We start from the raw sequence: 26,153 nt of genomic DNA on the forward strand, positions 1-26,153 counted from the left end.
GTATTCGCTCCGGTTTTATTATTTTTGGGGAACACTACATATTTAAAACGCTTTTTCTTACACCTAACTAAACTAATCGGTACATGGATAAACGGCACGTCTATAACAGCGGAATCATTGGCAACTGTGCTTATTTGGCGCACATTCAAGAAGACACGAATATTTCCTGGTTATGTTGGCCATCTTTCGATAGTTCATTTATTTTCGGCAGCTTGTTGGATACCGCCAAAGGCGGTCGGTTTTCCATACAGCCGGTCAACGAGTTTAGCAGTAAGCAATATTATATCGAAAACACGAATGTGCTGCGTACAGAGATTACAACGACCGACGGCAGTTACCGGATTACGGATTTCGCTCCCCGATTCAGGCAATATGAGCGCTATTTCAAGCCATTGATGCTTATCCGGAAAATCGAGCCTTTGGAAAGCCGGCCTCGCATCCGTGTAGTGTGTGATCCGGTGAGTGCGTACGGACAGCGTTCGTTTGACAAATACCGGGGAAGCAATCATGTGGGCTTCAATAATGGCGTCGAGCAAATGCGTTTGACGACGAATGTTCCGGTGAGTCATTTTTTCGGCGACGAGTCTTTTGTGTTGAGTGAAACCAAGTACCTTGTTCTTACCTATGGCGAGCCGCTCGAAGCGCCCCTTGAACGTACGGTCGAACACTTTCTTCGGGAGACCATAGGTTATTGGCGCACCTGGATTAAGCACGCCACGATATCCTCTTTTTACCAATCGGCGGTAATCCGCTCTGCATTGGCGCTGAAAATCCATCAGTACGAAGATACCGGAGCCATCATTGCGGCGAGTACCACAAGTTTGCCCGAATATCCGGGGAGCGGCCGAAACTGGGACTACCGGTATTGCTGGCTGCGCGACAGCTATTATGTCATCACGGCGTTGAACCATATCGGACAATTCGAAGAAATGGAGCACTATGCCAATTACATCACCAATATCACCCATTCGGATACCGGCAGGCTTCAGCCACTTTATGGCATAAATGGTCAGTTTGAATTGACGGAGCAAATTTTGGACGATTTGGCGGGCTACCAAGGGAATAAGCCCGTGCGGATAGGAAACCAAGCGTACGAACACATCCAAAACGATGTTTACGGACAGGCGATGATTGCCCTATTGCCCTTGTATACCGATTACCGCTTTGTGTTTAACGAACGTTCGGACGCCGGGCGCTGGGTAGATTACATTCTGCAGAAGATTGGGAAGACCATTGATGAGAAGGATGCCGGAATCTGGGAATTCCGCAATTTTGCCAATCACCATTGCTACTCGAACCTCTTTCAATGGGCTGGATGTGCAGCTGCTTGCAAGATTGGAAGGACGATTGGTGACCAGCAGATGGTCAGCAAAGCCGAAGCGCTGATGCAACGGGCTGCCCAACATATTGAAGCCTGTTATGATGCAGAGCGACAAGTGTATACCAATGCGGCCGGAAGCCCTCATCTTGATGCCAGCACATTGCAACTGATTATGATGCATTATCTGGATCCAGCATCAGAAAGGGCCAAAAACCACCTTGCTGCGCTGGAACGTGAACTGAAGACCCCGGAGGGTCTTTTCTATCGATACCTCCATTCGGATGATTTCGGTAAACCGAGATCAACTTTCTTGATTTGTGCCTTTTGGTATGTGGAGGCATTGGCCTGCGTTGGGCGCGTGGATGAAGCCGTGGCTACCTTCGAACGATTGTTGAGCTACGCCAATCACCTCATGCTATTCAGTGAGGACGTCGACGAGTCTGATGGAAGCCAATGGGGCAACTTTCCTCAAGCGTATAGCCATGTTGGCCTGATGAATGCTGCTTACCGCATTTCGATGAAGCTTGACCAACCCATATTTATTGGGTGACAGGTGGTTTGTTCGATGCTACAAGCTTGGTCAGCAAAACGCGTACATCGCGTTGCCGTTTCAAATAGAACTTCGCCGCAGACACTTCGGTACCAACCTTTATGGTGCATGCTTCCGTTGGCAGTGCCTGAAAGGTGTCCTCGTCTGTCCGATCATCACCTATCGACAAGATGAAGTCGTACCGATTTTCATGAAGGATATCCAAGGTTGCCCGGCCTTTGTTTACTTCCGCACTCCGTATTTCCACCACCTTGTCGCCATCCAGCAGCTGTAAGCCATAGGCAGCCGAATAATCGCGTAGGTTGTCAATGAGCTCGTGCGCCCGCAATGTGCCCAAATCGCGCTGTACTTTGCGGTAATGCCAAGCCAGCGAAAAACTTTTTTCTTCCACGAAAGCACCTGGCGTTCGGTCTGCATACGATTCCATGAGTGTACTTACCTCTTCCTTCCAAGTATTGGAGAGCCCACTTTTCAATCGCCAATCGGCATCGGGCTCTTTTGTCCAAACCCCATGTTCGGCCACCAAGCTATAGGGTCTCCCCTGAAACCACTTTTCGAGCGTACTATGTTTGCGCCCGCTGATGATAACCAAATGATTATGCATGTCAGCTTCCAGCGCATCGAGCAGTTGGTAAAGCTCTTCATCTGGCGAAGCTTTATCAATATCATCTTGGAATCCCACCAGCGTACCGTCATAGTCCAGTAGGAGTAGCCTGCTACTGGCGCGTCGGTATTGGTCAATGATTTGTTGTTCGATATTTGCGCCGACCAGGCGCGCTTTGGTAGTGGATTGTACGTTTTTTGTTTCTTGTAGTTTGTTCATGAATAATGTTGCCCAGTGTTGTACATTGAATTTAAATACAAGCTCACGCATGGCTTTCATGCGCTTTTTCATCTCGGCTGTTGGCATATTCAGAGCATTCAACAGCGCATCGCGGATATCGTGGATGTCGTTCGGGTTGACGATAAGGGCATCAATGAGCTCTTTAGCGGCTCCTGCAATTTCGCTGAGAATGAGTACACCGGTTTCGTCATTTCTGCTGGCGACATATTCTTTGCTGACCAGGTTCATGCCGTCGCGCATGGGGGTGACCAGGCAGATATCTGCTACATTATACAACGCCGAAATTTCTTCGACCGGGTACCCGTGGTAAAAATAGGCTACTGGATACCAATCATACGCACCATATTTTGCATTGATGTGGCCCACCAAGCGATCGATCTGATCCTTGAGTTCGCGGTACCGCGGAACGGTATCACGGGATGGCACAACGACCATATACAGCGTCACCCGTTTATGGAAATCGGGGTTCTCCTCCAAAAACAAATCAAATGCTTCAAGTCGTTGTGTAATACCTTTACTATAATCCAAACGGTCAATAGAAAGAATGATTTTCTGATCGGCAAAATTGGCTTTCAGCTCGGCAATCCGATTCAACACCGGTTCCTCGGACGACAGGGCAGAAAACCGTTTACTGTCGATACCCATGGGAAAAGGCTCTACAAAAACGGTCCGATCATCCACCTCCAATCGGTTTGAGTTGTTGTTCGTTGAAGTAAGGCGGGTAGCCGAACTGATAAAATGGCGGACGTCGTCAAACGTATGGAAGCCGAGCAAATCGGCACCCAGCATGCCTTCCAGTAGTTCCCTTCGCCAAGGAATAAGGCGGAAGAGCTCTTGCGAAGGAAAAGGGATGTGCTGGAAAAAACCGATGGATGCTTCGGGTAGAACTTTCCTTAGCAATCCGGGAAGCAATAATAGTTGATAATCGTGCACCCAAATCGTGTCATCCGGATCGGCATGTTCAAGGATAAGATCCCTGAATTTCTCGTTGACCCGCACATACATTTCCCAATTGCTGAGGTCATAATTGGCGTAGGATGGAAGGTAATGGAAAATAGGCCACAAGACCTCGTTGGAAAATCCTTCGTAGAATCCTTTGATTTCTTCCTCATCCAGAAAGAGGGGAACCAGTCGCTTTTTTTTCAATGCGGATGTAAAATAGGCCCGTTGGTCTGCATCGACTATCGATACGCCGGGCCATCCTATCCAACTGTTTTCGCCCTCCGCATGTATGGAGGCGAGGCCTGTTGCCAATCCTCCCTCACTGGGTTGCAGTGTATAATGATCACCTTCCTCAATGATTTTGATGGGCAACCGGTTGGATACAATGATTGTTTTGCTCACTTTACCTCAAAAATTAAGTTTACGCGCCTGCTTGTCGCGGATAGACGGACAATTCATGAAAAAACACTGATGCCTAATCCGGTGCAGGAGGTATACGGCATAATTAGGATGCCAATCTGATTCAATGTTCACAATATAAGAATAAACAAGCAAAAAGCAAAAAGTTTGGTGGTATTTGCCTTTTATTGTGATGTGTGGTTGTTCCATGATAAACCATAAACAATCCGAAGTCTCCCATGTTATCATTGAAAACGACACATTATGAAAACCAATTCAGCTGACGCATCTACCACAAGTTTTTTGGCGAGAGACGGGATATTGTCCAGCCCTTGGCAAACATCTGCTGTAATACAGGCACAACGGGGAGGACGGGAAGACCGTGTCGAAACCAAGGTGTGGGATGTGCTTATCGCCGGAGGGGGCATTACGGGATTGACCACGGCGTTGCTATTGCAAGAGGCGGGCATCGCATGTGTAGTCGCTGAAGCCCATCATCTGGGGTTCGGCACCACCGGAGGGACGACATCACATATCAATACCATGCTCGATACGCCATACTCCACCATCGAAAGCGACTTCGGTGCGGAAGGTGCCGAATTGGTAGGCAGCGCCGCTCGCGCGGGCCGCGATCTTATTGCACGCAATGTCTCGACGTATCAAATCGCATGTGATTTTGAATACAAAGACGGGATTCTTTTTGCCCAAACAGAAGAAGAGGTTGCTCAACTCGACAAAATTTACGAGGCGTCGCAGCGGGCGGGGGTAGCGGTCGAGCGCGTCGCAACCATACCGCTGCCGTTGCCGTTCATGCAAGCGATAAAATACACAGAACAAGCGCAGATCCATCCGCTCAGTTATCTGTACGCACTTGCGGACGCCTTCGTAAAACAGGGCGGTGTGATACTGGAAAAGACCCGCGTTGAAGACACCGTGCACAAGGACGGTATTCATCACGTGCAGACCAGTGCAGGTGTTGTCCGTGCCCAGCAGTTGGTATACGCCACTCACATTCCTCCGGGGTTGAATATCTTGCACCTACGGTGTGCACCGTACCGCAGCTATGTGCTGGGTGTCCAGCTGTCGTCCAGTAATTATCCCAGTGAGCTGGCTTACGATATGCAGCAGCCTTATCATTATTTCCGAAGTCACCATATCAATGGCAAGCCCTATTTGATTGTGGGCGGAGCAGACCATAAGACGGGACATGGAGACCCGCATGCGGCCTTCCAAGATTTGGAAGTTTATACGCGCAAACATTTTCATGTCTCATCCATAGACTACCGGTGGTCGGCACAGTATTTTGAACCCGCGGATGGTTTGCCATACATAGGGAAACTCCCCGGCGGCGACGAAAATACTTATGTGGCCACCGGATTCAGCGGAAACGGCATCCTAATGGGGAGCTTTTCAGGGCTGTTGTTGGCGGATCTTATTTTGGGACGGGAAAGCCCTTATGAAAAGCTTTTTTCGCCGCAACGCATTAAGCCAATTGCTGGATTTGCCAACTTTGTAAAAGAAAATGCGGATGTAGCATACCGGTTTGTGGCCGATAGGGTGGCGACTGAGCGGCTGGAGGCTTTAGTGGAGCTGGCTCCGGATACCGGTGCGGTGGTTAACTATGACAGCAAACAAATCGCTGTATATAAATCAGCCGCCGGAGCGGTCATCGCATTAAGCCCGGTATGCACACACGCCGGATGTATCGTCACGTGGAATGATGCGGAGAAAAGCTGGGATTGCCCCTGCCACGGCGGGCGTTATGACACCAATGGACGGGTACTTACCGGCCCGCCGCGAAAAGATCTCGCCATTGTTCCGCTTACCTAACATCGGAATGAGGAATGGCTTTCCAAAACATCCAGCATGAGTTGGTGAGTCAGTTTTGATTTGGTTCGAATGGCCGGTAATTTTTCACGTATCTGCTCGCGAATCCCTTCCTGGTTATCCCAAAACTGGTCGATATACGCAATAAGCCTGCCTGCGTTTACCAAATGTAGTGGCGGCATATCAATGGCTAATTCGCTCAGCAAGCCTTTTACTTTGGCGGCATATGGTAATGCGATAAAAGGAACATGCTGCAAAGCAGCAAAAATGAGGAAGTGTAGGCGCATGCCCACGGCGAAGTCGCAGTGTTTCATAATCGACAGCAGCTGGCCTGCTGAATATTCGCCTTTAAGTACATGCGCATGCTGCGGGCGGAGCATCAATGAAATGACAGCGTGTGAATGTTGTAAGTCCCGATGGTCGCGCTCCGTGGGAATGAAAAGGATGTTTGCTCCAAAGCGGTCAACCATGTAATCCGCAGCGTTGGCCAGCAAGGAGTGATACTGATTTTCGTCCAAATCCGGAGCTGCACCACCTGGCTCCCTGACTGAAACGGCAATCAACCTGCGCTGCGTGTTGAGCTGTTCTTTAACCAATACGTCATCGCCGATCGGTTCGGGCTCGAGCAGAAAAGCTGGATCGGCAGTTACATGGATCTCTTTTGTTATCCCGATGCTTTCCAATAAGTGTTTTGAGTCGATGTCGCGTACCGTAATCAAATTTACATGATTTAGGATATCGCTAATGTCGGGGTGTAGCGAACGTTTCTCAAGCGGCCCCACACCAATGGCATATAGCATTACCGGAACGGTTTGCTCAATGGCTATTTTGACTTCGCGTAGGTACAATAAGATATCCTGATCATACAAAATACCACCTCCCCCCAGAATAAAAAGATCCAAATCGGCGATGTGAGGTTTTATTTCGTTAATCGAAAGATCCCGTACGGCTACCACATTATCGGCGTCATGCCGATTGCGGGTGTCATCTACATAGCGGGAGAAAACGGTGACTTCAGCGTCCAATGTGGCCTTGATTTGATTAAGCATCACTTGCAAGATTGCTTCATCGCCTAAGTTCATCCCTCCATAGGATCCCGAAATTCCGATTTTAAGTTGTCGATTATACATAGCATGTAATGTGAAGGGTTCCAGTTGAATAGTTTACAATCAACGCCGTCGATTGTTTCCTTATTTGGCGACAGGGCAAATTTCATTTTAATGAACGGAAAGTCTACGATTTGCTACAGCCAACGTTCAGGAGGCGCTCTTATTCCTCAGATAGTCTCAAAAACAGGGCAAGGGAAAGGTTTTTGCAGTTCTGATAACACAAAGACCTTGTAAGAATGAAGAACCGGAAATGGAAAAAGCAATATAGCATCGTTGCGGGTATTATCCTCTTGCTTGTCATCATTAGGCTGCTTTTGCCTACCATCGTATTGCGGTACGCCAACCGTACCTTGGCCAATTTAAACGGGTACTACGGGCATGTTTCAGACATCGATATCGCGCTATACCGGGGAGCTTATCAACTGGATCGGTTGTACCTCAACAAAGTCGATTCAACGTCCGGCGAGCAAATAAAATTTTTCGTGGTCAACAGGATTGACTTATCGGTTGATTGGCGGTCATTATTGAAGGGTGCGCTTGTCGGTGAATTGGCATTTGAGGCGCCGGAGCTCATCTTCACCAAGGACAAGGCTGAGGTTGATGCTGTAGCCAAGGACACAACGGATTTTCGGCAATTGCTCAAGGATTTTATGCCGTTGCGGGTCAACCGTTTTGAGGTACGGAATGGCCGCATCCGTTATACCGACAGTACCACGTCGCCGCTTGTGGATATCGCGCTTGAAAACGCACATATTATAGCCGAAAACCTGAAAAACACATCTCGTGAAGATGAAAAATTGCCCTCCACCATTCGTGCAAGTGCGCAAGCGTATGGTGGCTCACTGAATCTTGATTTAAAGATGGATGCGTTGGCAGATCAGGCTACCTTTGATCTGACGGCCGAGATAGAAGGGGCAAATTTGCCCGACTTAAATGACTTTTTCATTGCCTATGGGAAATTTGATGTCAGTAAAGGTACATTTGGGCTTTACAGCGAATTTGCAGCAAATAATGGCAAGTACAAAGGATACGTAAAGCCTATCATCACCGATCTGGAGGTCGTGGGGCTTGAGGATCGCGATGATAATTTTTTCCAACGGGCGAAAGAGGCCGTTATCGGTGTGGTGGGCCAGTTGTTAGAAAACCCGAAAGCTGAGCAAGTCGCTACGCGGATACCCATCGAAGGGAGCTTTGGGGAAACCAATATACTCGTTTGGGAGGCGATATGGCAAGTCCTTAGAAATGCATTCATTGAAGCGTTGATGCCGAGCGTTGATCATCAAATCGATATCCGGTCGCCAGAGGAAGTAGCGGGTAGAAGCGGGATTTTTGAGGCTAAGTAGGTAATCGTTATCGTTACGATGAAATCTTGTCAAATGCGTATTGTCCCGCGATATGGGCATTGAAATACTTGCCTTTTGATCGGGCTTGACGCAGTCCGATATAGACCATTTCGGGTACTTCATAATAGGTATAAACAGCTCCCGTTTGAAAGGTGATTTTCAGGATATTGCTGGTTTCACTGTAGTCGATATGTCTAATAACGCTTGATGGCATAGCGAGTCGTCTGACGTAATAACCCGGCGTTCCGGTGATTGTTTGGTTGTTTGTTATGAAACAAATCCGCGTATTTCCTGTTAAATTTGACATAGGCCATATTGAAAAATACGAGATGGAAAGACTGAAAAACAAAGTAGCATTGATCACCGGGTCCGACTCGGGAATAGGGCGGGCTATTGCAATCGCTTACGGCAAGGAAGGTGCAAAAGTAGTGGTCACCTACCGATCGGACGAGGAGGGAGGAAAACGTACCGCAGCAGATATTGTTGCCGCCGGTGGCGAAGCCATCTGTCTTCGATTGGATGTGACCGATGAAGAGCAGGTCGCGAAGGTATTCGATGCTATTATTGAGGAATACCAAAAAATCGATATCCTAGTCAATAATGCCGGAGTAAATGGGAGGAATATACCCGTTGCCCAAATGGATACAGATACGTTTGATACCTGCATGAAGACCAACCTTTACGGACCCTTTTTTTGTAGTAGGGCTTACCTTCAACGGCGAAAGGACAACGCTTCCGAAGGACATATTATTTTTGTGTCGTCTATTCACGAGGATGTCAACACGGCAGGTAATGCAGACTACAACGCATCAAAGGCCGGTATCAAAAATTTCAGCCGGAGCCTCGCCTTAGAGCTTGCCGACAAGCATGTCCGGGTCAACAACATCGCTCCGGGCATGATATTGACGGAGATGAACCAAGAGGCCGTAGAGAGTGATGCGGTGAGAAAGGAAAAGGAACAGCACATTCCCATGAAGCGAGCCGGCAAACCGGAAGATGTCGCTCATGTTGCCGTATTTCTCGCTTCAGCCGATAGCGGTTACGTGACCGGATCAACCTACGTTGTCGACGGCGGGTTAATGATTCATCTCGGACAAGGAGCCTGATTGCGATGTAATCTACTGGGGTAAATAATGGAGGTTTACCACATCGATTACGTCATAAATATCGAACGGCTTGCGGATATATGTCGTTGCGCCGCATTGTTCGGCTATTTTGTCAATATCCCGCAAGGCGGAAATCAGCACAATAGGAATACCGGCGGTTTCTTTGTCGGCCCGCAGTTCCCTGCACAGATCGCTGCCCCACCCCCAGTTTAAATTCTCATCTAAAAGTATCAGGCCGATTTGGTGCTGTTTCAGTTTTTTCTTGATTGTTTTTCCATTGTCCGTCACAACCTCATAATCTTCGAATTGCATAAATTCCGAAACGATATCCAACATGTCGCCATCGTCTTCCGCATACAGGATTTTTTTCGCCATACTCAATGTTCCCTGCCTTTTCATGGGTAATTTACCTCGTTAGCAAATTTAATACATGCGCGTATTAGAATACAATAGTTCGTAATTTTTTTTATTGTTAGCAGCAAAATTAATAGTTTAATCGGCTTTCTCTTGCCAAATTCAAAGTTTAGGGAGGACCGCGCGTCCAAAGTCCTCAATAAATGCCGCCTGTTCGCGGTTTACATTATGCAGGATAAGGCAGTCCACACCCAGCGCCAGGTAAGATTTCAACCAAACTTCGTGTTGGCGAGGGTCGCTTGAAATATTAACAGCCTGTTCCAAGTCTTTCGGCTCTATAAATTTAGCCAGCGCTTCGAATTGCTCGGGTTTCCACAAATCGGCCAGCACCGAACTATCAAAAATGTTAGTGCGCCATTGGTCGAAAGCGCCCGCATATGCAGCCGATTCGCTCCGCGAATAGGAGATTTGTACTTTGACAAACACGGGCTTACCATCCCCCCCGCCTACGCGGAATTGTTTGATCACCCGTTCGAGTTTTTCCAGTGGGTGGTTGATGGTCAGTAGCCCCTCTGCCCAGCTTCCCATCCAATGGGCCGTCTCTTCTGTAATGGCGGCACCCAGCAAAAGCGGACGCTTCGGTGGGCGGGTGTAAAGACGCGCTTCATCTGTGCAGACGCGGCCATGACAGGTGACTGTTTCACCATCCAACAGTCGACGGATGATGTGAAAACTTTCCAGCAACCGCTCATTACGGATGGCTTTGGAAGGCCACGGCTGCCCGGTAATTCGTTCGTTGATCGCCTCGCCACTGCCGAGCGCGACCCATAATCGTTCAGGAGATAAGTCGGTTAACGTAGCGATTGCTTGCGCTGTCACTGCTGGGTGGTGACGGGGACCTGGCGCGCAAATCAAACCAAAGGGAAGCTTACAAGCTTGCATGGCGGCGCCCAACCAAGAAAATACATGGCCACTTTCACCTTGCCGTTCGCTCCACGGTTGGAAGTGATCGGACGAATGAATCGCTGTGAACCCGGCCTCTTCGGCCATTTGTGCGTGGCTTAACAGCTCGGATGGACTAAACTGTTCATGCGACGCGTGATATGCAATTTGAGCCATAAAACTTATTTTATTGGGGAAACTTTTTCATCCATAGATATCCATATGCCGCAAGGGTGATTTCACGGTGGGCAACTTGAGTTTTTCCATCCCGGAAGATTTCCACCCAGTCGTCAGCCAGCACATCGGCCTCATCGGCGGAGACGCTAATTTCCTTATCTGTAAGGTTATGGAAGAGCAGTAATTGCAGGCCTGTCTTGTCTTCATACCGATGAGCGAAAAGCCCTTCATGCCGGACCTTGATGGCTTGAACTGGCGCAGTACCAATAAGGGCGCACTGTTTCCGGAGGGCAATAAGCCGTTTCATGAAGTTGAGTAACGAATCGGGGTCTCTATAAGCGCCGATAACATTTACATGTTTGGGGTCGTAAGGTGCTTCTTGGATGACGTTTCGATTTACGTGGTCAGCCGGCGAGAATCCGCCGTGCTTGCCTGTAGACCACTGCATGGGGGTGCGTACGCTGTTCCGGCCTTTAAGCCGGAGGTTGTCACCCATGCCGATTTCATCGCCATATCGGATCATGGGGACGCCCGGTAAGGTAAAAATGAGGCTGAACGCCAGTTCCATTCGGCATTGGTCGTTCCCAAACATGGGGGCCAGGCGTCGGCGTATGCCATGGCCGTACAGCTGCATCCGCTTTTGGGGCGCAAAGGCCTGGAATATTTCGTGCTGTTCGTCTTCACTCAACTGGTCAAGGGCAAGTTCGTCATGGTTTCTTAGGAAGTTGAGCAGCTGATTTCCATAAGGTATGGATGTTTGCTCGCTTAAGGCAGCATAGAGTGGCCTTGCCGATTTTCGGGCTAAGCTAAGGAAGAGCTTCATGTTCATGTAAAAATTAAAGAGCATGTGCATCTTTTGCCCCTTATCCATGTAGGTTTTCATCGCTGAAGGAGGCACATTGGCCTCGCCAAGTAAGATCACATCACCTTTTCGCAGCGAAGCATAGTCACGCATTTCTGCAATAAACGATTCCAGGTCCAATTTTTCACCATCTTTCAAACCATAGGGTTCGATGAGTAATGTTGCCGCATCTATACGAAATCCGGACACACCCATTTTGAGCCAAAACCCAATTATCTGAAGGATTTCCTGGCGAACCGCTGGGTTGCCAATGTTTAAATCCGGTTGCTCCTTGTAAAATCGATGAAGGTAATATTGTCCGGCTTCCTCGTCATATGTCCAAATGGTGTTCTCTTCGCCAGTGAGTTTGAGGTGCTCTTCGCCGAAATCCCACGGTTCGTCCGACCAAACATAGTAGTCCCGGTATTCGGAGTGTTTGTCTTTTCGTGCCGCTTTAAACCACGGGTGTGCGATGGAGGTATGGTTGACGACCAAGTCAACGATTACCCGGATGCCCAAATCACGGGCATGGTCAATAAGTTCAGAAAATATCCCATGGTCGCCCAGCTTCGGATCGATGCCGTAATAATCGGTCACATCGTAGCCATTATCCCTATTGGGCGAAGGATAGAAAGGCTGAATCCATATACAGGTAATACCTAAGCCGGCAAGATAATTGAGTTTCTCTTTTATCCCCTTCAGGTCGCCGATGCCATCACCGTTTGTGTCATAAAAAGTCTCGGGGTCGAGTGAATACAAGACCATGTTGCTGTACCACGTATCCATCATAGAAAACCTATCGATTTATCAGATCTATGGAGTTGAACAATTGAATAAATGAAATGTTTAGTTTATGGATAAACCATCCGGTCGCCACGATGTTGTGCTTGCATATGGGATTCATCGAAATCATTGGCATCGTGGCGGGTATTTGTACGTCTTCATCTATCATTCCACAGATCATCACAACACTTAGGCGCAAAAAAGCAAAGGATGTGTCGGTACTTATGTTTATTGTACTCAGCACGGGCAATGGCTTATGGATATATTATGGGACAGAAAAAAGCGACGTGCCGATTATTGCGACCAATATCTTGGCACTGTCGCTCAATGTGGTGATGATGGTATTAAAATATCGATACCGGAAAGCCAAATCTTAATTCGATGCGATGCCGCCCACGCTATCATGACTTATTCACGGGCTCCTGTTGTTTTCGCAGGGTATCCGTTGCTTTGCTGTCTGACATCACATTGCTCATCGCTACCTGCATCTTATTTTTGAAGCCAGATATGATCATGTCTTTTCCGTCCATCAGCGCTTTGTAACCATCCCTGGCTACATCTGCGGGGTCTGCCAAATCGCCTTCTTGCACCATCTTTGAGGCCTCCATATCCGCCTTGTTGAAGAAATCTGTGTCGGTAGCGCCGGGCAGCAATGAAGTAACGGTAACATTGGTATCCCGGATTTCGTTGCGGATAGCCTCGCTGAAAAAATGAACGAATGCCTTTGTGCCGTGATATACAGCCTGATAAGGCCCCGGTATTTTTCCGGCAATGGAAGACACATTGAGTATTTTTCCGGAATTGCGGGCGACCATATCTTTCAATACATACTTCGTGAGCACAATGCATGCATTGATATTCAGCTGTACGATAGCTAACTCCCTATCCAAATCGTTGGTGATAAACTCGCCGTATACTCCTTGACCAGCATTATTGACAAGGACATCCAGGGTAATCTGCTTTGCCTTCAGGGCATCAATCACCTCATGCGGTGCTTCAGGGTTGAACAGATCCTTTTGAATGGTAATCACCTCTATGGGGTGCAGTTGTGAGAGCTCACTGCTGACACCATCGAGCTCTTGCTGATCCCGTGCTACAATAACCAAATTATAGCCGTCTGCTGCGAACAGCTTGGCTAGCTCCAACCCAATGCCACTGGTCCCTCCCGTTATCAGGGCAAATTTTCTTGCAATCATAAGTACCTCCGTTAATGTTTACCTACGTGCTGCAAACTTTACACCAACCAAAGGGGGATAAACGGGGGAGCCGTGCGGGTTGCATGAAATCCAGTTTAGTGAACATCAAGGCTGAAAATTAGTACAGTGCCCCTTTGGTTGACCCCACAAATAACGTGTAGGGGATCTAAAATGCGTATTCGTGTGTAATCGGTATTAACGGACGGATTCTTGTATTGAGCATCGCAGGCGTCGGTATGCCTTATGATTGGTCATAACTATGCAGAAAATTCACCAAGTCGAAAAGATTGAACACACGCTTGAGTTAGACGAGAAGCTAAGCCACCAGCAAAAAGGCTGGAATGTGCAGCGGGTTTGTGGTATACTGATTTTGATTGTGGTCGTACTCACCGCGTTAGGGCTCTTCGGCAACGGGCTACTGAGTAAGCGACAGTTGGCAAATGGGGGTACAGCACTTCGATACGATCGGTTCTTACGCTATGAAAAAGAGACGACCATCACGTGGCAATTAAGTGGGAGGGATGAGATTGAAATTCTTATACCGATGCGTTACCTTGATGCGTTCAAAATCGAGAAGATTACTCCCGAAGGTTATGAATCACGTATCGTCAATGGAAATGTTAGCTATACGTTTACGGTGGCGGGCGCAGGTGAAACAGCCATCTATTTTTATTTAAATCCGCAAAAGGCAGGATCTGTGGCCGATACCTGGCGGGTCAACGATCAAGCATTCGAAATAACACATTTTATCTACCCTTAGTATGGAACTTTTTCTTCGCGGGGTTGCCGTATACTTGTTCCTTCTGGCGTTGTTTCGTATACTCGGCAAGCGCAGTTTGGCCGAGACGACAACGTTTGACTTTGTGCTGTTGTTAATTGTCGGCGAAGCCACTCAACAGGCACTATTGGGGAATGATTTTTCCGTGACTAATGCATTGGTGCTGATTACGGTACTAATGGGGATTGACATGGTATTTGTGAAGCTAAAGGGGCGGTATAAGAAGCTCGACAGGCTGTTGGAAGGAACACCGCTGATTTTAGTAGACCACGGGAAACCCTTGAAAGGCAGAATGAGCCAGGCAAGGGTGGATACCGAGGACATTATGGAGGCAGCGCGGCTTGCACACGGGTTAGAACGGATGGAGCAAATCAAATACGCCGTTTTGGAACGAGACGGTCAGATTTCTATTATCCCGTTACCTGAATAGATAATTGTTGCAATATACGAAAGGAAGCTCTGGCTTCCTTCCGTATTGTATTTCGATGCCATGCTCTTGTGCCTATGCTTTAGCCTTGCGGGTACTTCTCTTTTTCGCTTTAGGCGTTCCATCGTCGTTTACCAATAACGCATCGGCCGAACCGGGAGCACTGGCTTCTGCACCTTCATGGGTGGGTTTGGAGCTCGCGCCGGCGTCCATGCCGTCTATTCCTGCTTTCATGGCATCCACCGCAGGGTCGGATTCCGTAGTGATGCTGGACGTGTCGGTAGGTGGTAGCTGCTCCTCAGACGCCGGCTCAATACTGGCTTCGGTATTGATGTCTCTCTCGGCCAATGTCGTCAGCGTGGCGTCTGCTTTCTTTTCCTCGGCAAGGGTCTGTTCCAGCAAGTCGGCAGCCTCCTGATAGCCCAGTGTTTTCGCCAATGTGCTCAAGCTGCCGTAGGTTGCAATTTCATAATGCTCAACTTTTTGTGCAGCTACGATAAGCGCCGCGTCACGATGTGCCGACCCTTCCTCTGTTTCATCAATCACTTGCCAACCCTCATCAAACAGGCCCTGCATCCCCACGCAGAATACGGGCTGTGCTCCCACACCTTTCTTGTAAAAAATTTTTTCCAACCGGCTCACCTGATTGTTTGTTTCCTCACGGTGGTTTCTGAAGGCCGTTTTCAGTTCATCCGTGCTCGCGCGCTCCTCCATACTTTCCAGGACATCACGTAGGTGCAGTTCGCACCAATAAATCTCCTGCAGCAATGTCTGATAGAATAATTCCAGTCCCGACGGCGCTCCTTTTTCAACTTGTGTTTCCATATTATTTCAAATTTTTAGTTATCGCTTACCCTTGATCGCATAACAACAGGAGGTGGTGTCGGTTTTAAAAATATATCAATTGAATTGAGTTGGATTCCGGTGGCGATTGATCGGTTCCTTCAAACCTTCATACCCCGCTTTTGTTAGGCTCTTATAGTGGCAAGAGAACCCTTGAAGACGTTTAGAAACGATACTTATGAGAGCATTATCCGAACAGGTAGTTATGATAACCGGTGCCACAGATGGACTGGGTAAAGCGCTTGCTAAAGCGCTAGCTTGGAAGGGGACGGCGCTCATTTTGCACGGGCGCAATCCGGATAAGGGGAGATCTACGGTTGATGCACTGGTTCAGGAAACAGGCAACAAAAACATTATATACTACAATGCTGATATGGCAAATCTGGGGGAGGTTCGTGCATTGGCGGCTAAGCTTTTGTCGGCACATCAGCAACTGGACCTGTTGATAAACAATGCAGGAATTGGTCCAGCTGGTGGTGGCGGTCGTCGGCAAATGAGTCAAGATGGCTATGAACTTCGTTTTGCGGTTAACTACCTTGCACCATTCTTGCTTACCGATCTGCTTTTACCCCTGCTGCAGCAAACCGAAGGTTCCCGGGTCGTCATGGTAGCTTCAGGGTTGCAGGAACCGCTCGACTTTGAAGATCTCATGCTGGATGCCGCGTATACCGGGCGGCGTGCCTATGGCCAAAGTAAATTGGCCTTGGTAATGCTTGCCATGACCTTGTCACATAGGCTCCGCGATGCGGGTATTCGGATCAATAGCGTACATCCGGCATCACTCATGGATACCACCTTGGTTCGCGAGAGCAACAGTCGCCCCAGAAGCAGCATTTCAGAAGGCGTCGATGCCGTGTTATTTGTGGCCACTTCACCAGAGGTTGCTGATATTAGCGGGGCGTTTTTCGACGGCAAACGGCAAGCGCGGGCCCATGATCAGGCTTATGATGAAAATGCCAGAAAAATGTTATTCACGATAAGCTCAAAGCTTGCCGGATTATAAGCGAACACCTTCTAGTCAACGAACAATCGATACACCGAAAAACTATGGAGCATAAAAAAGCGCAACCGACCCACATTTGGTGGAGCTTATTCGTCGGACTCGCAGCGTCCGGACTATCTATGGCCTTGGGGCAAGAGTCAACTGCACCGGATGATGGCCTTTGGTATAAAAACAGCATCATCTACAACCTTGAAGTAGGCACATTCAAAGACAGCGATGGCGATGGAATAGGCGATTTTCAGGGACTCATCCAAAAGCTGGGGTATCTGGACAGCCTGGGTGTCGATGTAATTTGGCTGGCTCCATTTAATCCGTCGCCGGGGAATGATGATGGTTATGACGTGAAAGACTATTACACGATTAATCCGAAGTTCGGCACGATGGACGATTTTGACCTATTTATGGCTGAGGCTAAGAAAAAAGGTATGAAAGTGATTTCCGATGTTGTACTCAATCATACATCCATCGAGCATCCATGGTACGAGGAGGCGCGCCGGAGTCCCGATTCGCGGTACCGTAGATGGTATGTGTGGTCAGCGGACCTGCCGGACGACGCGGACAAAGGGATGGTATTTCCAGGTGTCCAGCGTACTACCTGGTCTTACGACTCCATCGCCGGTTTATATTATTTCCATCGGTTTTATCCCTTTCAGCCCGATTTGAACTACACCAACCCGGAAGTACAACAGGAAGCTTTCAAGATTCTGCGCTTTTGGCTGGAACAGGGCATGGACGGCTATCGGCTGGATGCGGTACCCTTTATTATCGATGTTCCTGAGACAGGCAGTGAAACTCCTCAACGGATGATGCAGTTGGTGCCCACCATGCGCAATATCATGCGGGATGCAAAACATGATGCGCTGATGTTGGGCGAAGCTAACCTTTCGCCCCAGGAGAATAAGGACTATTTTGGCGAAGATAACAATGGCATGCAGATGATGTTTAACTTTTACGTCAATCAGTTTTTATTTTATGCACTTGCTACGCAGGAGCTCCGCTTGTTTATCAAAGCCATCGAAGATACCAAGGAAAAGCCATCGACGGCACAGTGGGCACATTTTCTGCGGAATCATGATGAGATTGACCTCGATAGGCTGGGGGAACGGCGGCGGGAAGAGGTATACGCCAAATTTGGCCCTGATACGTCCATGCAGCTGTATGGCCGGGGCATACGTAGACGGCTGGCTCCTATGCTTGGCGATCCTAAGCAGTTGCGCATGGCATACAGCTTGTTATATGCCCTGCCGGGAACGCCCGTTATCCGCTACGGCGAGGAGATTGGTATGGGTGATGACCTATCATTGAAAGAGCGATTGGCTGTGCGGACACCGATGCAATGGAGCGGAGCGCCTCATGGCGGATTCACATCGGCAGATACGCCGTTTCGAAATGTTATCAGCCATGGACCTTATGGATACCAGCAAGTTAATGTGATGCAGCAGCTTACAGATTCGACATCACTGCTCAACCATATTAAACGACTTATTCGCACACGCAAGGCCTGTCCGGAAATCGGGCTCGCCGACTTTGAAATCATCCCGGCCAATTCGAAATATATTTTTGCGGTCCGGTACGACTACGGTGACAAGTCACTGCTGACGATCCATAACTTCTCGGACAAGCCGCAAGCATTCAGACTCGAGCATCGGCTATTGGCAGACAACCAATTGACCGATCTTTTTTCTGGTCAACCGGTACCGGTCGAAGATGATCAATTGAAACTTGACGGCTATGGTTATGGTTGGTATCGATTGAAGTAAATGCAGCGTAACTAAACAATTAAATAAATAAAGCCGATACGTGCGGGTATCGGCTTTATTTTTATATTGTGTGATGTATGCAGCTTAACTTGCTTACTTGCCTTTGGCGTATGGCTTGAGCTTTTTCTTGAGCTGCTGCCTGGCCACATGTATGCGGGTTTTTACCGTCCCAATTGGGATTTGGAATTGTTCAGCGATTTCGTGGTATTTATATCCTTCATAATACATGGTGAAAGGATAATAATATTCTTCAGAAAGCTTTGACAAGGCATATTCAATGTCTTTCATAATGAATTTCCCCTCCGCGTTATTGCGCAACGAGCTCTTATAGAGATCGGATGAGGAAATGGTTTCCGTTTTCATAATGATAGCGTTGGTCTTTACCTTCCTTCTGTAATAATTGATGAAGGTATTTTTTAGTATTGTATAAAGCCAAGCTTGTAAATTGGTGCCTTCCTTAAACTTGTTATAATAAGAAAATGCCTTTAACATCGTGTCTTGGACTAAATCACTCGCATTTTCAGGGTCTCGGGTAAAATAACGTGCGTAGTTGTTTAACGAGCCTACTTCCTGTACTACCTTGGTGCTAAATTCAATCTTATTCATAATCTGCTTTGATGATGGTGTCGTGTGTTTTACATTACGTATGTGTGTTTTACATTATCTATGATTTTCAGCTATTTTCATAAACTAAGCACTCATTAACCCATGCTCTTGTCGGCTATTGCTGCCGAATCGAGCACTTACTCAATTTTAACTACCTCACTGATCGTCTGTTTGGCAGAGAAGCAGACAAAAAACCACCTAAAATTGTTTTAATTATTTTAAAAAAGTTTTAAATCATACACCCATCATTAGCCAGCTATATCCATAACCAGGCAGGCCAATAGCGAAGTGCTTATCGGCTACCACTGTGTTTTCCTTATTTATCAAGACGGCAATAAGATGGCTTGGCTTGGTCAGCAACATGACTGTTGCGTCCTGTGGCTGTCCGGAAAAATTATGGACGGCGACTAACAATTTATCGGCCAGCCTATAGCCGAAAGCCAACACCGCATCGTTGCTTGAGCGTAAAAGCGTAAAACTTCCAGAACCGAATAAATCCGCTTTGTCCTGACGAATACATATCATGGTTTTCACGACGTTTAGCAACGAAGTAGCATCTGTCAGTTGGTCCGCTACGTTGACCCTATCATAAGCAAACTCACCCTTTCGTATTAGCGGATAGTTAGGCGCAGCGTCTGAAAAGCCGCCATTAGGCTGATTAGCCCATTGCATGGCGGTACGGACACTTCTTCGTTCGGGTAGGTTGAGGTCGTCTCCCATACCAATTTCTTCGCCGTACCGTATTACGGGTATGCCTGGCAGTGTGAAAAGTAAGCTCATGGCCAGTTTTATGCGGCTGCCATTGTTATCTACCATCGGAGCCAGCCTTCTCCGGATTCCTCTATCGTAGATGATCATCGATCGCTTGGGAGCGAATTGCTTGAAAACCTGTTGGCGTTGGTCGTCAGCGAGACGTTCGAGGTCCAGCTCATCATGGTTTCGCAGAAAATTGAGGTAACGTCTGCCCTCCATAAGTGGTAGACGCTGGATCGCCCGGTGCAATGGGACAGCTTTTTGAGTGGCCAACGCGAGAAATGTATAGTTGTTGAGGTAAAAATTGAATAGCCCGGTCAATTTCCGCCCATTCAGGAAATTGGAGTATTCCTCCGGCTCCACGTCGGCCTCACCAACGAGTATGGCCTGTGCATTATGCCGTAGTGTAGCTGATCGCCAGTCCTCCAGCAATTTATAGGGGTCGCCCACGAAATAGCTATCGCCTTTATTGCGAAGGATATGCGGTACGGCATCTATACGGAATCCGTCTATTCCTTTACTCATCCAAAAATCGATGATACGAATGATTTCGGCCTGTACCCGTGGATTAGCCACATTCAGATCCGGTTGATGGCTGTAAAAAGTGTGGTAAAAGTAGGCAGACACTGAGGGCTCATACTCCCAATTGCTGTCTTCAACGGTTTTAAATACGAGGTCGTCTTTGTCGTTTGGTGGTTTTTGTTTTTTCCAGATATAATAATCGTGGTACAGGGAATCGGGTTGCTCTATAGCCATCTTAAACCAAGGATGAGCATTGCTGGTGTGGTTTACAACAAGATCGAGGATGATCTTTACATCTTTCGCTTTGGCCTCCGCGACCAGCATTCCGAAGTCTTCCATGGTACCCAACCTGGGATCTATCGCATAATAGTCAATGACATCATACCCGTCGTCTTGTTGGTTCGTGCAATAAAAGGGGGCTATCCAGACACAATTGATACCAAGCCCGATCAAATAGTCGAATTTAGAAAGTAAACCGTAGATATCTCCGAGACCGTCCAGATTGCTGTCCTTAAAACTCCGGATATCAAGCGAGTAAACGATTGCGTGTTTAAGCCAATTAATTTGTTGCATATATTTTAGTTTAGTTTGCTTCCAACCCTCATCACGAAGGCTGGTGAACAAGCCGGGTTAACAACGTTTTTCGGTAGTATAACAGGAAAACCAGTTACTGGTTTGAGCAGGCAGATTGCGCCAAGGCATATTTGGAAGAAAAAACGGCCAAACAAAGGAGCGACCTTATGTGTTGCCCCAATTATTTGGAGGCCGCAATGATAGACAACACAATGACAGGCTATCGTTTTGCCCGCATGCGTTCAACATGGGGAGGCGTGTTGGTGGGTATCGGCATGATGGCTGCGGTAGATGAGATTGTCTTCCATCAGCTGCTGGCTTGGCATCACTTCTACGACGGGTCTACTACCGATGTCGGATTGATGGCAGACGGCTTGCTCCACGCGGCGGAAATCATTGCCATAGCCGCTGGATTCATCATGTTATTGAAGCTGAAGCATAGCCAGCTACTCATAAAACGAAGGGCCGTGGCCGGATTTTTCCTCGGCGCAGGTGGCTTTCAACTGTTTGATGGTATCGTCAATCATAAAATTTTACGCCTGCATCAAATCCGGTATGTAGACCCTATTTTGCCGTATGACATCGCGTGGAATGTTGCGGCGTTAATATTGCTTTTTACCGGCATTTATTTGATAAGGCGGACTTAGACGATAGCTATGCATCACCACCCAGTTCATGAAATTACGGTTGGCCATATGGTGCTCCTTGCGGTGCTTTCGGCCATCGCTGCAATCTATGCAGGAAGCTATTGGTATGTGAGGAGGCGAGGCGGTAAGTGGCCGGCATGGCGTGCGCTCAGCTTTGTCTTGGGCATCAGTACATTGATGGCGGGTGGTAGCCCGCCGCTCATGGAAAGGGCCCATCACGACATTTATAGCCATATGGTGCAGCATCTGTTAATCGGTATGTTTGCTCCTATCTTTTTGGTGGTCGGGGCGCCTTTTACCTTAGCCCTGAAAACGCTGCCTGCGGCACCTGCCAGAAGGCTCATGGCATTGCTGAAACACAAGGCCTTTCGGGTGGCGTGTCATCCCGTGGCCGCGATGGTGTTCAATATTGGCGGCATGTATGTGCTATATTTGTCGCCGCTGTACGCCGAGAGTCTGGCCAAACCCTACCTGCATCATGTTATCCATTTTCATTTTTTAGCTGCAGGTTATTTGTTTACTTGGGCCATCATTGGGCCAGATCCGGTGCCGGCACGCCCCAGCTTCCAGGTGCGTGCATGGGTGTTGTTTTTTAGTATCGCTGCTCATGCTTTTCTTGCCAAATACATGTATGCACACTTTTATCCACGGAACGTCCCTTTCACTGGTGAAGCGATTCGTTCGGCCGCCCAGATGATGTATTATTGGGGTGATCTCGCCGAGCTCATCGTCGCCTTCATCCTATTTGCACAAACGCCTTTTGCAAAACGCCTGTCTGCCATGCCCAGCAGGCGTAGCATTTGGCCGCCATTGGCATGGCTCACGTTGTTTTTTCAATGAAAGCCAACAATTGCGGACTTTCGCTGTCATCTCTATGGCATGGCTGAGCAGCTATCGGACAAGTATGAACAATCAGCTCAACCATGAAAGTAGGATGTTTTTAAAACGATTGTTATGTTAGCAATGAATTACCGAGGTCCACGCCGTGTACGGGTGGATCACAAACCCTACCCCGAAATCCTCCATCCCAATGATGCCATTGTACGTGTGACGCGTTCCTGCATCTGCGGCTCGGATTTGCACTTATATCACGGAATGGTTCCGGATACGCGGGTAGGCACCACCTTTGGACATGAGTTTATCGGTATTGTCGAAGAAGTAGGTCCTTCCGTTCAGAAGCTGAAAAAAGGCGATCATGTGCTGGTGCCTTTCAACATTGCCTGTGGTGCCTGTGCTTTCTGTAAGCAGGGATTGTATGGCAATTGCCACGAGTCCAACCCGGAAGCCACAGCAGTTGGCGGGATATTTGGTTATTCACACACCGCAGGGGGCTATGACGGCGGACAGGCAGAATATGTGCGGGTGCCTTATGCCGATGTGGGGCCTACCATCATACCAGCCGATATGGATCCCGACGATGCCGTGCTCTTGACGGATGTAGTGCCCACGGGCTACCAGGCGGCCGAAATGGGCGGCATCAAACCTGGAGATACGGTGGTGGTTTTCGGGGCCGGCCCTATAGGCATTATGGCCGCTAAATGTGCATGGCTTTTTGGCGCTGGCCGTGTCATTATCATCGACCATCTGGAGTATCGGTTGGAGTTTGCTCGCCAATACGCGCAATGTGAAGCCTATAATTTCCGCTCTTTGGAAGATCCGGTGTTGTTCCTGAAACGGGAGACAGGATGGCTGGGAGCGGACGTATGCATTGACGCCGTGGGAGCCGATGCTGCTGGAAGTGCATTACATACCATTACCGGAAAGAAACTGATGCTTCAGGCAGGCGCGGCTATCGCGCTTCACTGGGCAATAAATTCGGTCAAAAAAGGAGGCATTTTGTCTATCGTCGGCGTGTATGGGCCTACGGGCAACCTCATCCCTATCGGAAATGTGGTAAATAAGGGGATTACTATCCGTGCCAATCAGGCATCGGTCAAGCGTTTGCTTCCTCGGTTGATCAAGCATGTGCAAGACGGATACATTGATCCGAAAGGGCTGATCACTCACCGCATGCCGCTCGAAGAAGTCGCTGACGCTTACCACATTTTCTCATCAAAACTCGATAATTGTATCAAGACGGTATTGATACCGTCCTCGGCGAGTAACTAAAAAATCATATTATGGAAAACGACATGTCACAAAAATATTCCCATATCAAAGGTTGGGGTATTGATGCAGATCCGGAGAACGAGCCTACGTATCCGATGAAGCATTACACCGGCGACGATCACCGTCGGCTCGATTGGCAAAGGCCGCCGCAGCAATTGGAAAATGTGGAGGTGCTACATTCCAACGAAAGACCGTATGTGTCGGCTGTTTTTGGTGCCCCGCTTCCGCCCCGAGGATTAAGCGGTGTGCTACGCCGAAAGGCGTTTAAATACAGTGAGTCTCGGTTCGCTCATTGGCTACCGTTATTGTTGGCCGATCGGATCAACGTGGCGGAAGGTTTTTTGGATGACCTCAGGCGTGGTCACATTCCTAATATCCTCGCTGAACGCGGCTGGAACGCAGCTTGGAAATACAATCGCAAGGGGGTTCTCGCCCGTGTGGCGTTAGGTACGCTATTGGCTGCGGGGATCGCCGCTGCGGTATTGGCAAAAAGGCGAGGCAAGTAAACGTGATCGCCTGTGCCACATTCGGGCACGGGAGAGCCGCGCGATGATGCCAGCTTAGTTTGGCAAGTCGTCTGAGTGGTTTTCCCATTCCCGCAAAAAACGATCAAACGCGTCGTCACTTGTATCGAGCCAGTCGATTATGTTTCGATACCATTCTTTCGCTTGCTCAAACACGGCAGTAAGATCATCGGTTACGTAACGATGCACAATAAAGGTGAATTTATCAATTTCACCGTATTTGTTTATCCGTTCCCATTCATAGCAAGGGCTAACGGTTTTTGATAGTGGATCCTCGGCGTGTAACAGCTCCAGAACCGTATGCGTCGGAAAGTGAAGTATCACTACCCTCCCCTTCAATGACGTTACTCCTGGTATCAACTCCGTCAACAAACTAAAGTCGGGTATTTCAAATCTCATGTCATCGGCCTCCCCTCATTGTGTCAATAGCCAAAAGTTCGATGAGTGAGTTAAGGTGGCTATTTCATTTTCTTCATTTGCAGCCAAGCAAGCCCACCTACGACTGCAATTGCCACTATTGAAGTCACCAACGTTTTGTTCAGCATTGGGCGGGCGCTTGGAAGTTCCACCACCCCCCGTCTGTTTACACGTGCAGGCTTTCTTGTGTATCTGCCGTTTTGGGGTACTGCTATCCGGTCGAAATTTTTGACTAAATTTAAGAGTCCCTCGGTGAGTTCACGGCCCCGCATTGGTTTTCCATGTCCGCTTGCGGCTACAGATGGGTTGAGTTCCTGTAACATTTTTACGGATTCCGCCGCCGTTTCCCAGTCGTATGTAAAATATTTCGGCGGACCGGACAGGTGTCTTTTTTGGAAAAGGATAGAGAAGGCAGATTCCTGACGCGTGGTGACGAATGCGTCTCCCGCGATGAGGACCTTGTCGGTGTCACGAAATAACGATATGTGCCCAGGCGCATGACCGGGTGTAAGCAGGTAGCGCCATTTATGGAGAAAGGGCAGGCTGCCGTCTTTGTCCAGAGGGGTTACGCGGTCGCCCAAATTGGCGGGCTTATTCGGGTATAGGAACGATATCCAGCTCATCATTCCCCCGCCCGCGAAGGGATCTGGCGGTGGGTACTCGGCCTGCCCGGTCAGGTAAGGTATTTCCATCGCATGAGCGTATATCGGTACGTCCCATATGCCAAGCAGGTAATGCAATGCGCCTACATGGTCAAAATGGCCGTGGGTAAGGATAATTGCCGCTGGAGGGTTGTCCTCGCCAAACAATTGCGCTGCCGTGTCGGCAATTTTTTGGCCAGCACCTTTGAGTCCGGCATCTATCAGTACCCATCGGCCGTTGTCTGCAGCAACCAAATACACATTCACAAATAAAATCTTTAGCCGCCAGACACCGGTTGTTAACTGTTCGCAACTGCCGTGGTCATCAGTCATCTGACCATCTAAGGCAACAGCTTCACTCATATCTGCTTGTTTCATAATAGCTCCTTTTGTGTGGTAACCTTTAACGAATCAGTTTGTTTGGCAAAAAGAAATACAACAAAACCAGTGGTAAGGTGTTTTTCCATAACAGCACAATGCTACATTGTATGAAACAGATGAAAGTTGCAGAAGACCGTGTTATTCAGCTTAACTATGAAGACAAGAACATTTCCCTGCTCGTCAAGGAGCTTCAGCCAGTGGTTTTTCAGGCGGATGAGGGCTACAACTGCATACTCGGCCCCGATATGCAGACGGGCGTGGTCGGATACGGTGATACCATCAAAGGAGCATTGGCAAGTTGGGAAAGTGCGATGAAAAAGCGGATGGAGCGTGCGGACGACGGTGATGAGGTGGCCCTTTATGCCACAGACATGTTGCAGGCATCCAATAAAAAAGTGTGGTAGTCACTTATGTATCACCTATCGGTAAGTAAAA

Annotated in this window: 26 protein-coding genes; 14 read left to right on the plus strand and 12 right to left on the minus strand. The window is 48.4% G+C overall.

The window, feature by feature from the left end:
• Positions 1 to 83: 83 nt before the first annotated feature.
• Entirely contained in the window at positions 84 to 1,871 is a 1,788-nt protein-coding gene (locus JHJ32_RS00345; RefSeq protein ID WP_200119104.1) for a glycoside hydrolase family 15 protein, read from the plus strand.
• Here JHJ32_RS00345 and JHJ32_RS00350 read toward each other — a convergent pair.
• Positions 1,861 to 4,059, minus strand: a complete 2,199-nt coding sequence (locus tag JHJ32_RS00350) for a bifunctional alpha,alpha-trehalose-phosphate synthase (UDP-forming)/trehalose-phosphatase (RefSeq protein ID WP_079717401.1) — start codon at positions 4,057 to 4,059, stop codon at positions 1,861 to 1,863. The genes JHJ32_RS00345 and JHJ32_RS00350 overlap by 11 nt on opposite strands.
• Positions 4,060 to 4,320: 261 nt before the next feature.
• Between JHJ32_RS00350 and JHJ32_RS00355 the strand changes: the two genes are divergently transcribed.
• Positions 4,321 to 5,886: an FAD-dependent oxidoreductase gene (locus tag JHJ32_RS00355; protein WP_079717399.1), complete on the plus strand. Its 1,566-nt coding sequence runs from the start codon at positions 4,321 to 4,323 to the stop codon at positions 5,884 to 5,886.
• Here the strand turns inward: JHJ32_RS00355 and JHJ32_RS00360 are convergent.
• Positions 5,883 to 7,013, minus strand: a complete 1,131-nt coding sequence (locus JHJ32_RS00360) for a polysaccharide pyruvyl transferase family protein (protein ID WP_200119108.1) — start codon at positions 7,011 to 7,013, stop codon at positions 5,883 to 5,885. The genes JHJ32_RS00355 and JHJ32_RS00360 overlap by 4 nt on opposite strands.
• A 215-nt stretch (positions 7,014 to 7,228) precedes the next feature.
• On the opposite strand from JHJ32_RS00360, the gene JHJ32_RS00365 reads away from it, so the two are divergent.
• Positions 7,229 to 8,335 (plus strand): DUF748 domain-containing protein, encoded by a 1,107-nt coding sequence (locus JHJ32_RS00365; protein WP_200119110.1) that lies wholly within the window; start codon positions 7,229 to 7,231, stop codon positions 8,333 to 8,335.
• Positions 8,336 to 8,348: 13 nt separating this feature from the next.
• Here JHJ32_RS00365 and JHJ32_RS00370 read toward each other — a convergent pair whose 3' ends face one another.
• A complete protein-coding gene (locus JHJ32_RS00370) occupies positions 8,349 to 8,642 on the minus strand; it encodes a KTSC domain-containing protein (RefSeq protein WP_233632416.1) in 294 nt (97 codons plus the stop codon).
• A 22-nt stretch (positions 8,643 to 8,664) separates the two neighbouring features.
• On the opposite strand from JHJ32_RS00370, the gene JHJ32_RS00375 reads away from it, so the two are divergent.
• Complete coding sequence (locus JHJ32_RS00375) at positions 8,665 to 9,441, plus strand: SDR family NAD(P)-dependent oxidoreductase (RefSeq protein WP_079717395.1); 777 nt, start codon at positions 8,665 to 8,667, stop codon at positions 9,439 to 9,441.
• 12 nt (positions 9,442 to 9,453) lie between these two features.
• On the opposite strand, the gene JHJ32_RS00380 is transcribed toward JHJ32_RS00375, so the two are convergent.
• From JHJ32_RS00380 to JHJ32_RS00390, 3 genes are all read right to left on the minus strand, one after another.
• Complete coding sequence (locus JHJ32_RS00380; RefSeq protein ID WP_079717394.1) at positions 9,454 to 9,840, minus strand: PleD family two-component system response regulator; 387 nt, start codon at positions 9,838 to 9,840, stop codon at positions 9,454 to 9,456.
• Positions 9,841 to 9,957: 117 nt separating this feature from the next.
• Entirely contained in the window at positions 9,958 to 10,914 is a 957-nt protein-coding gene (locus tag JHJ32_RS00385; RefSeq protein WP_200119112.1) for a TIGR03885 family FMN-dependent LLM class oxidoreductase, read from the minus strand.
• 10 nt (positions 10,915 to 10,924) lie between these two features.
• Entirely contained in the window at positions 10,925 to 12,544 is a 1,620-nt protein-coding gene (locus tag JHJ32_RS00390; protein ID WP_200119114.1) for an alpha-amylase family protein, read from the minus strand.
• Positions 12,545 to 12,597: 53 nt separating this feature from the next.
• Between JHJ32_RS00390 and JHJ32_RS00395 the strand changes: the two genes are divergently transcribed.
• Positions 12,598 to 12,915 carry a SemiSWEET family sugar transporter gene (locus JHJ32_RS00395; protein WP_233632417.1) on the plus strand — a complete coding sequence of 106 codons (318 nt, stop codon included), beginning with the start codon at positions 12,598 to 12,600 and terminating at the stop codon, positions 12,913 to 12,915.
• Between the two features lie 24 nt (positions 12,916 to 12,939).
• Here the strand turns inward: JHJ32_RS00395 and JHJ32_RS00400 are convergent, their stop codons facing one another.
• Positions 12,940 to 13,734, minus strand: coding sequence for an SDR family oxidoreductase (locus tag JHJ32_RS00400; RefSeq protein ID WP_200119116.1), 795 nt, complete (start codon positions 13,732 to 13,734; stop codon positions 12,940 to 12,942).
• A gap of 259 nt (positions 13,735 to 13,993) precedes the next feature.
• Here JHJ32_RS00400 and JHJ32_RS00405 point away from each other — a divergent pair, with 259 nt between their 5' ends.
• Together JHJ32_RS00405 and JHJ32_RS00410 are read left to right on the plus strand one after the other, a co-directional pair.
• Positions 13,994 to 14,494 (plus strand): hypothetical protein, encoded by a 501-nt coding sequence (locus tag JHJ32_RS00405; protein ID WP_200119118.1) that lies wholly within the window; start codon positions 13,994 to 13,996, stop codon positions 14,492 to 14,494.
• Between the two features lies 1 nt (position 14,495).
• The gene (locus JHJ32_RS00410) at positions 14,496 to 14,942 is read left to right on the plus strand and encodes a DUF421 domain-containing protein (RefSeq protein WP_079717389.1); all 447 of its coding nucleotides are present in this window, start codon (positions 14,496 to 14,498) and stop codon (positions 14,940 to 14,942) included.
• A 72-nt stretch (positions 14,943 to 15,014) separates the two neighbouring features.
• Here the strand turns inward: JHJ32_RS00410 and JHJ32_RS00415 are convergent, their stop codons facing one another.
• A complete protein-coding gene (locus JHJ32_RS00415) occupies positions 15,015 to 15,764 on the minus strand; it encodes a ferritin-like domain-containing protein (protein ID WP_079717388.1) in 750 nt (249 codons plus the stop codon).
• A 196-nt stretch (positions 15,765 to 15,960) separates the two neighbouring features.
• Here JHJ32_RS00415 and JHJ32_RS00420 point away from each other — a divergent pair, with 196 nt between their 5' ends.
• Both JHJ32_RS00420 and JHJ32_RS00425 read left to right on the plus strand, forming a co-directional pair.
• Entirely contained in the window at positions 15,961 to 16,785 is an 825-nt protein-coding gene (locus JHJ32_RS00420; protein WP_200119127.1) for an SDR family NAD(P)-dependent oxidoreductase, read from the plus strand.
• 44 nt (positions 16,786 to 16,829) lie between these two features.
• A complete protein-coding gene (locus JHJ32_RS00425) occupies positions 16,830 to 18,545 on the plus strand; it encodes an alpha-amylase family protein (RefSeq protein ID WP_200119135.1) in 1,716 nt (571 codons plus the stop codon).
• A gap of 93 nt (positions 18,546 to 18,638) precedes the next feature.
• Here the strand turns inward: JHJ32_RS00425 and JHJ32_RS00430 are convergent, their stop codons facing one another.
• Together JHJ32_RS00430 and JHJ32_RS00435 are read right to left on the minus strand one after the other, a co-directional pair.
• Entirely contained in the window at positions 18,639 to 19,151 is a 513-nt protein-coding gene (locus tag JHJ32_RS00430; RefSeq protein ID WP_079717385.1) for a sigma-70 family RNA polymerase sigma factor, read from the minus strand.
• 234 nt (positions 19,152 to 19,385) lie between these two features.
• The gene (locus tag JHJ32_RS00435; RefSeq protein ID WP_200119136.1) at positions 19,386 to 20,999 is read right to left on the minus strand and encodes an alpha-amylase family protein; all 1,614 of its coding nucleotides are present in this window, start codon (positions 20,997 to 20,999) and stop codon (positions 19,386 to 19,388) included.
• Positions 21,000 to 21,196: 197 nt separating this feature from the next.
• Between JHJ32_RS00435 and JHJ32_RS00440 the strand changes: the two genes are divergently transcribed.
• The 4 genes from JHJ32_RS00440 (at position 21,197) to JHJ32_RS00455 (ending at position 24,261) form a co-directional block, all read left to right on the plus strand.
• Positions 21,197 to 21,646 (plus strand): DUF2243 domain-containing protein, encoded by a 450-nt coding sequence (locus JHJ32_RS00440; protein WP_200119137.1) that lies wholly within the window; start codon positions 21,197 to 21,199, stop codon positions 21,644 to 21,646.
• Positions 21,647 to 21,694: 48 nt separating this feature from the next.
• Positions 21,695 to 22,486 carry a cytochrome c oxidase assembly protein gene (locus JHJ32_RS00445; protein WP_200119138.1) on the plus strand — a complete coding sequence of 264 codons (792 nt, stop codon included), beginning with the start codon at positions 21,695 to 21,697 and terminating at the stop codon, positions 22,484 to 22,486.
• Between the two features lie 114 nt (positions 22,487 to 22,600).
• Positions 22,601 to 23,755 (plus strand): zinc-dependent alcohol dehydrogenase, encoded by a 1,155-nt coding sequence (locus JHJ32_RS00450; protein WP_200119139.1) that lies wholly within the window; start codon positions 22,601 to 22,603, stop codon positions 23,753 to 23,755.
• A gap of 11 nt (positions 23,756 to 23,766) precedes the next feature.
• A complete protein-coding gene (locus JHJ32_RS00455) occupies positions 23,767 to 24,261 on the plus strand; it encodes a hypothetical protein (RefSeq protein WP_200119142.1) in 495 nt (164 codons plus the stop codon).
• 54 nt (positions 24,262 to 24,315) lie between these two features.
• Here the strand turns inward: JHJ32_RS00455 and JHJ32_RS00460 are convergent, their stop codons facing one another.
• Positions 24,316 to 24,678, minus strand: a complete 363-nt coding sequence (locus JHJ32_RS00460) for a hypothetical protein (protein ID WP_079717380.1) — start codon at positions 24,676 to 24,678, stop codon at positions 24,316 to 24,318.
• Between the two features lie 59 nt (positions 24,679 to 24,737).
• Entirely contained in the window at positions 24,738 to 25,715 is a 978-nt protein-coding gene (locus JHJ32_RS00465; protein WP_200119145.1) for an MBL fold metallo-hydrolase, read from the minus strand.
• A gap of 110 nt (positions 25,716 to 25,825) precedes the next feature.
• Here JHJ32_RS00465 and JHJ32_RS00470 point away from each other — a divergent pair, with 110 nt between their 5' ends.
• The gene (locus tag JHJ32_RS00470) at positions 25,826 to 26,122 is read left to right on the plus strand and encodes a hypothetical protein (protein ID WP_139378686.1); all 297 of its coding nucleotides are present in this window, start codon (positions 25,826 to 25,828) and stop codon (positions 26,120 to 26,122) included.
• Positions 26,123 to 26,153 lie beyond the last annotated feature (31 nt).

Source organism: Parapedobacter sp. ISTM3 (assembly GCF_016533505.1).
In the GTDB taxonomy this organism is placed as follows: domain Bacteria; phylum Bacteroidota; class Bacteroidia; order Sphingobacteriales; family Sphingobacteriaceae; genus Parapedobacter; species Parapedobacter luteus.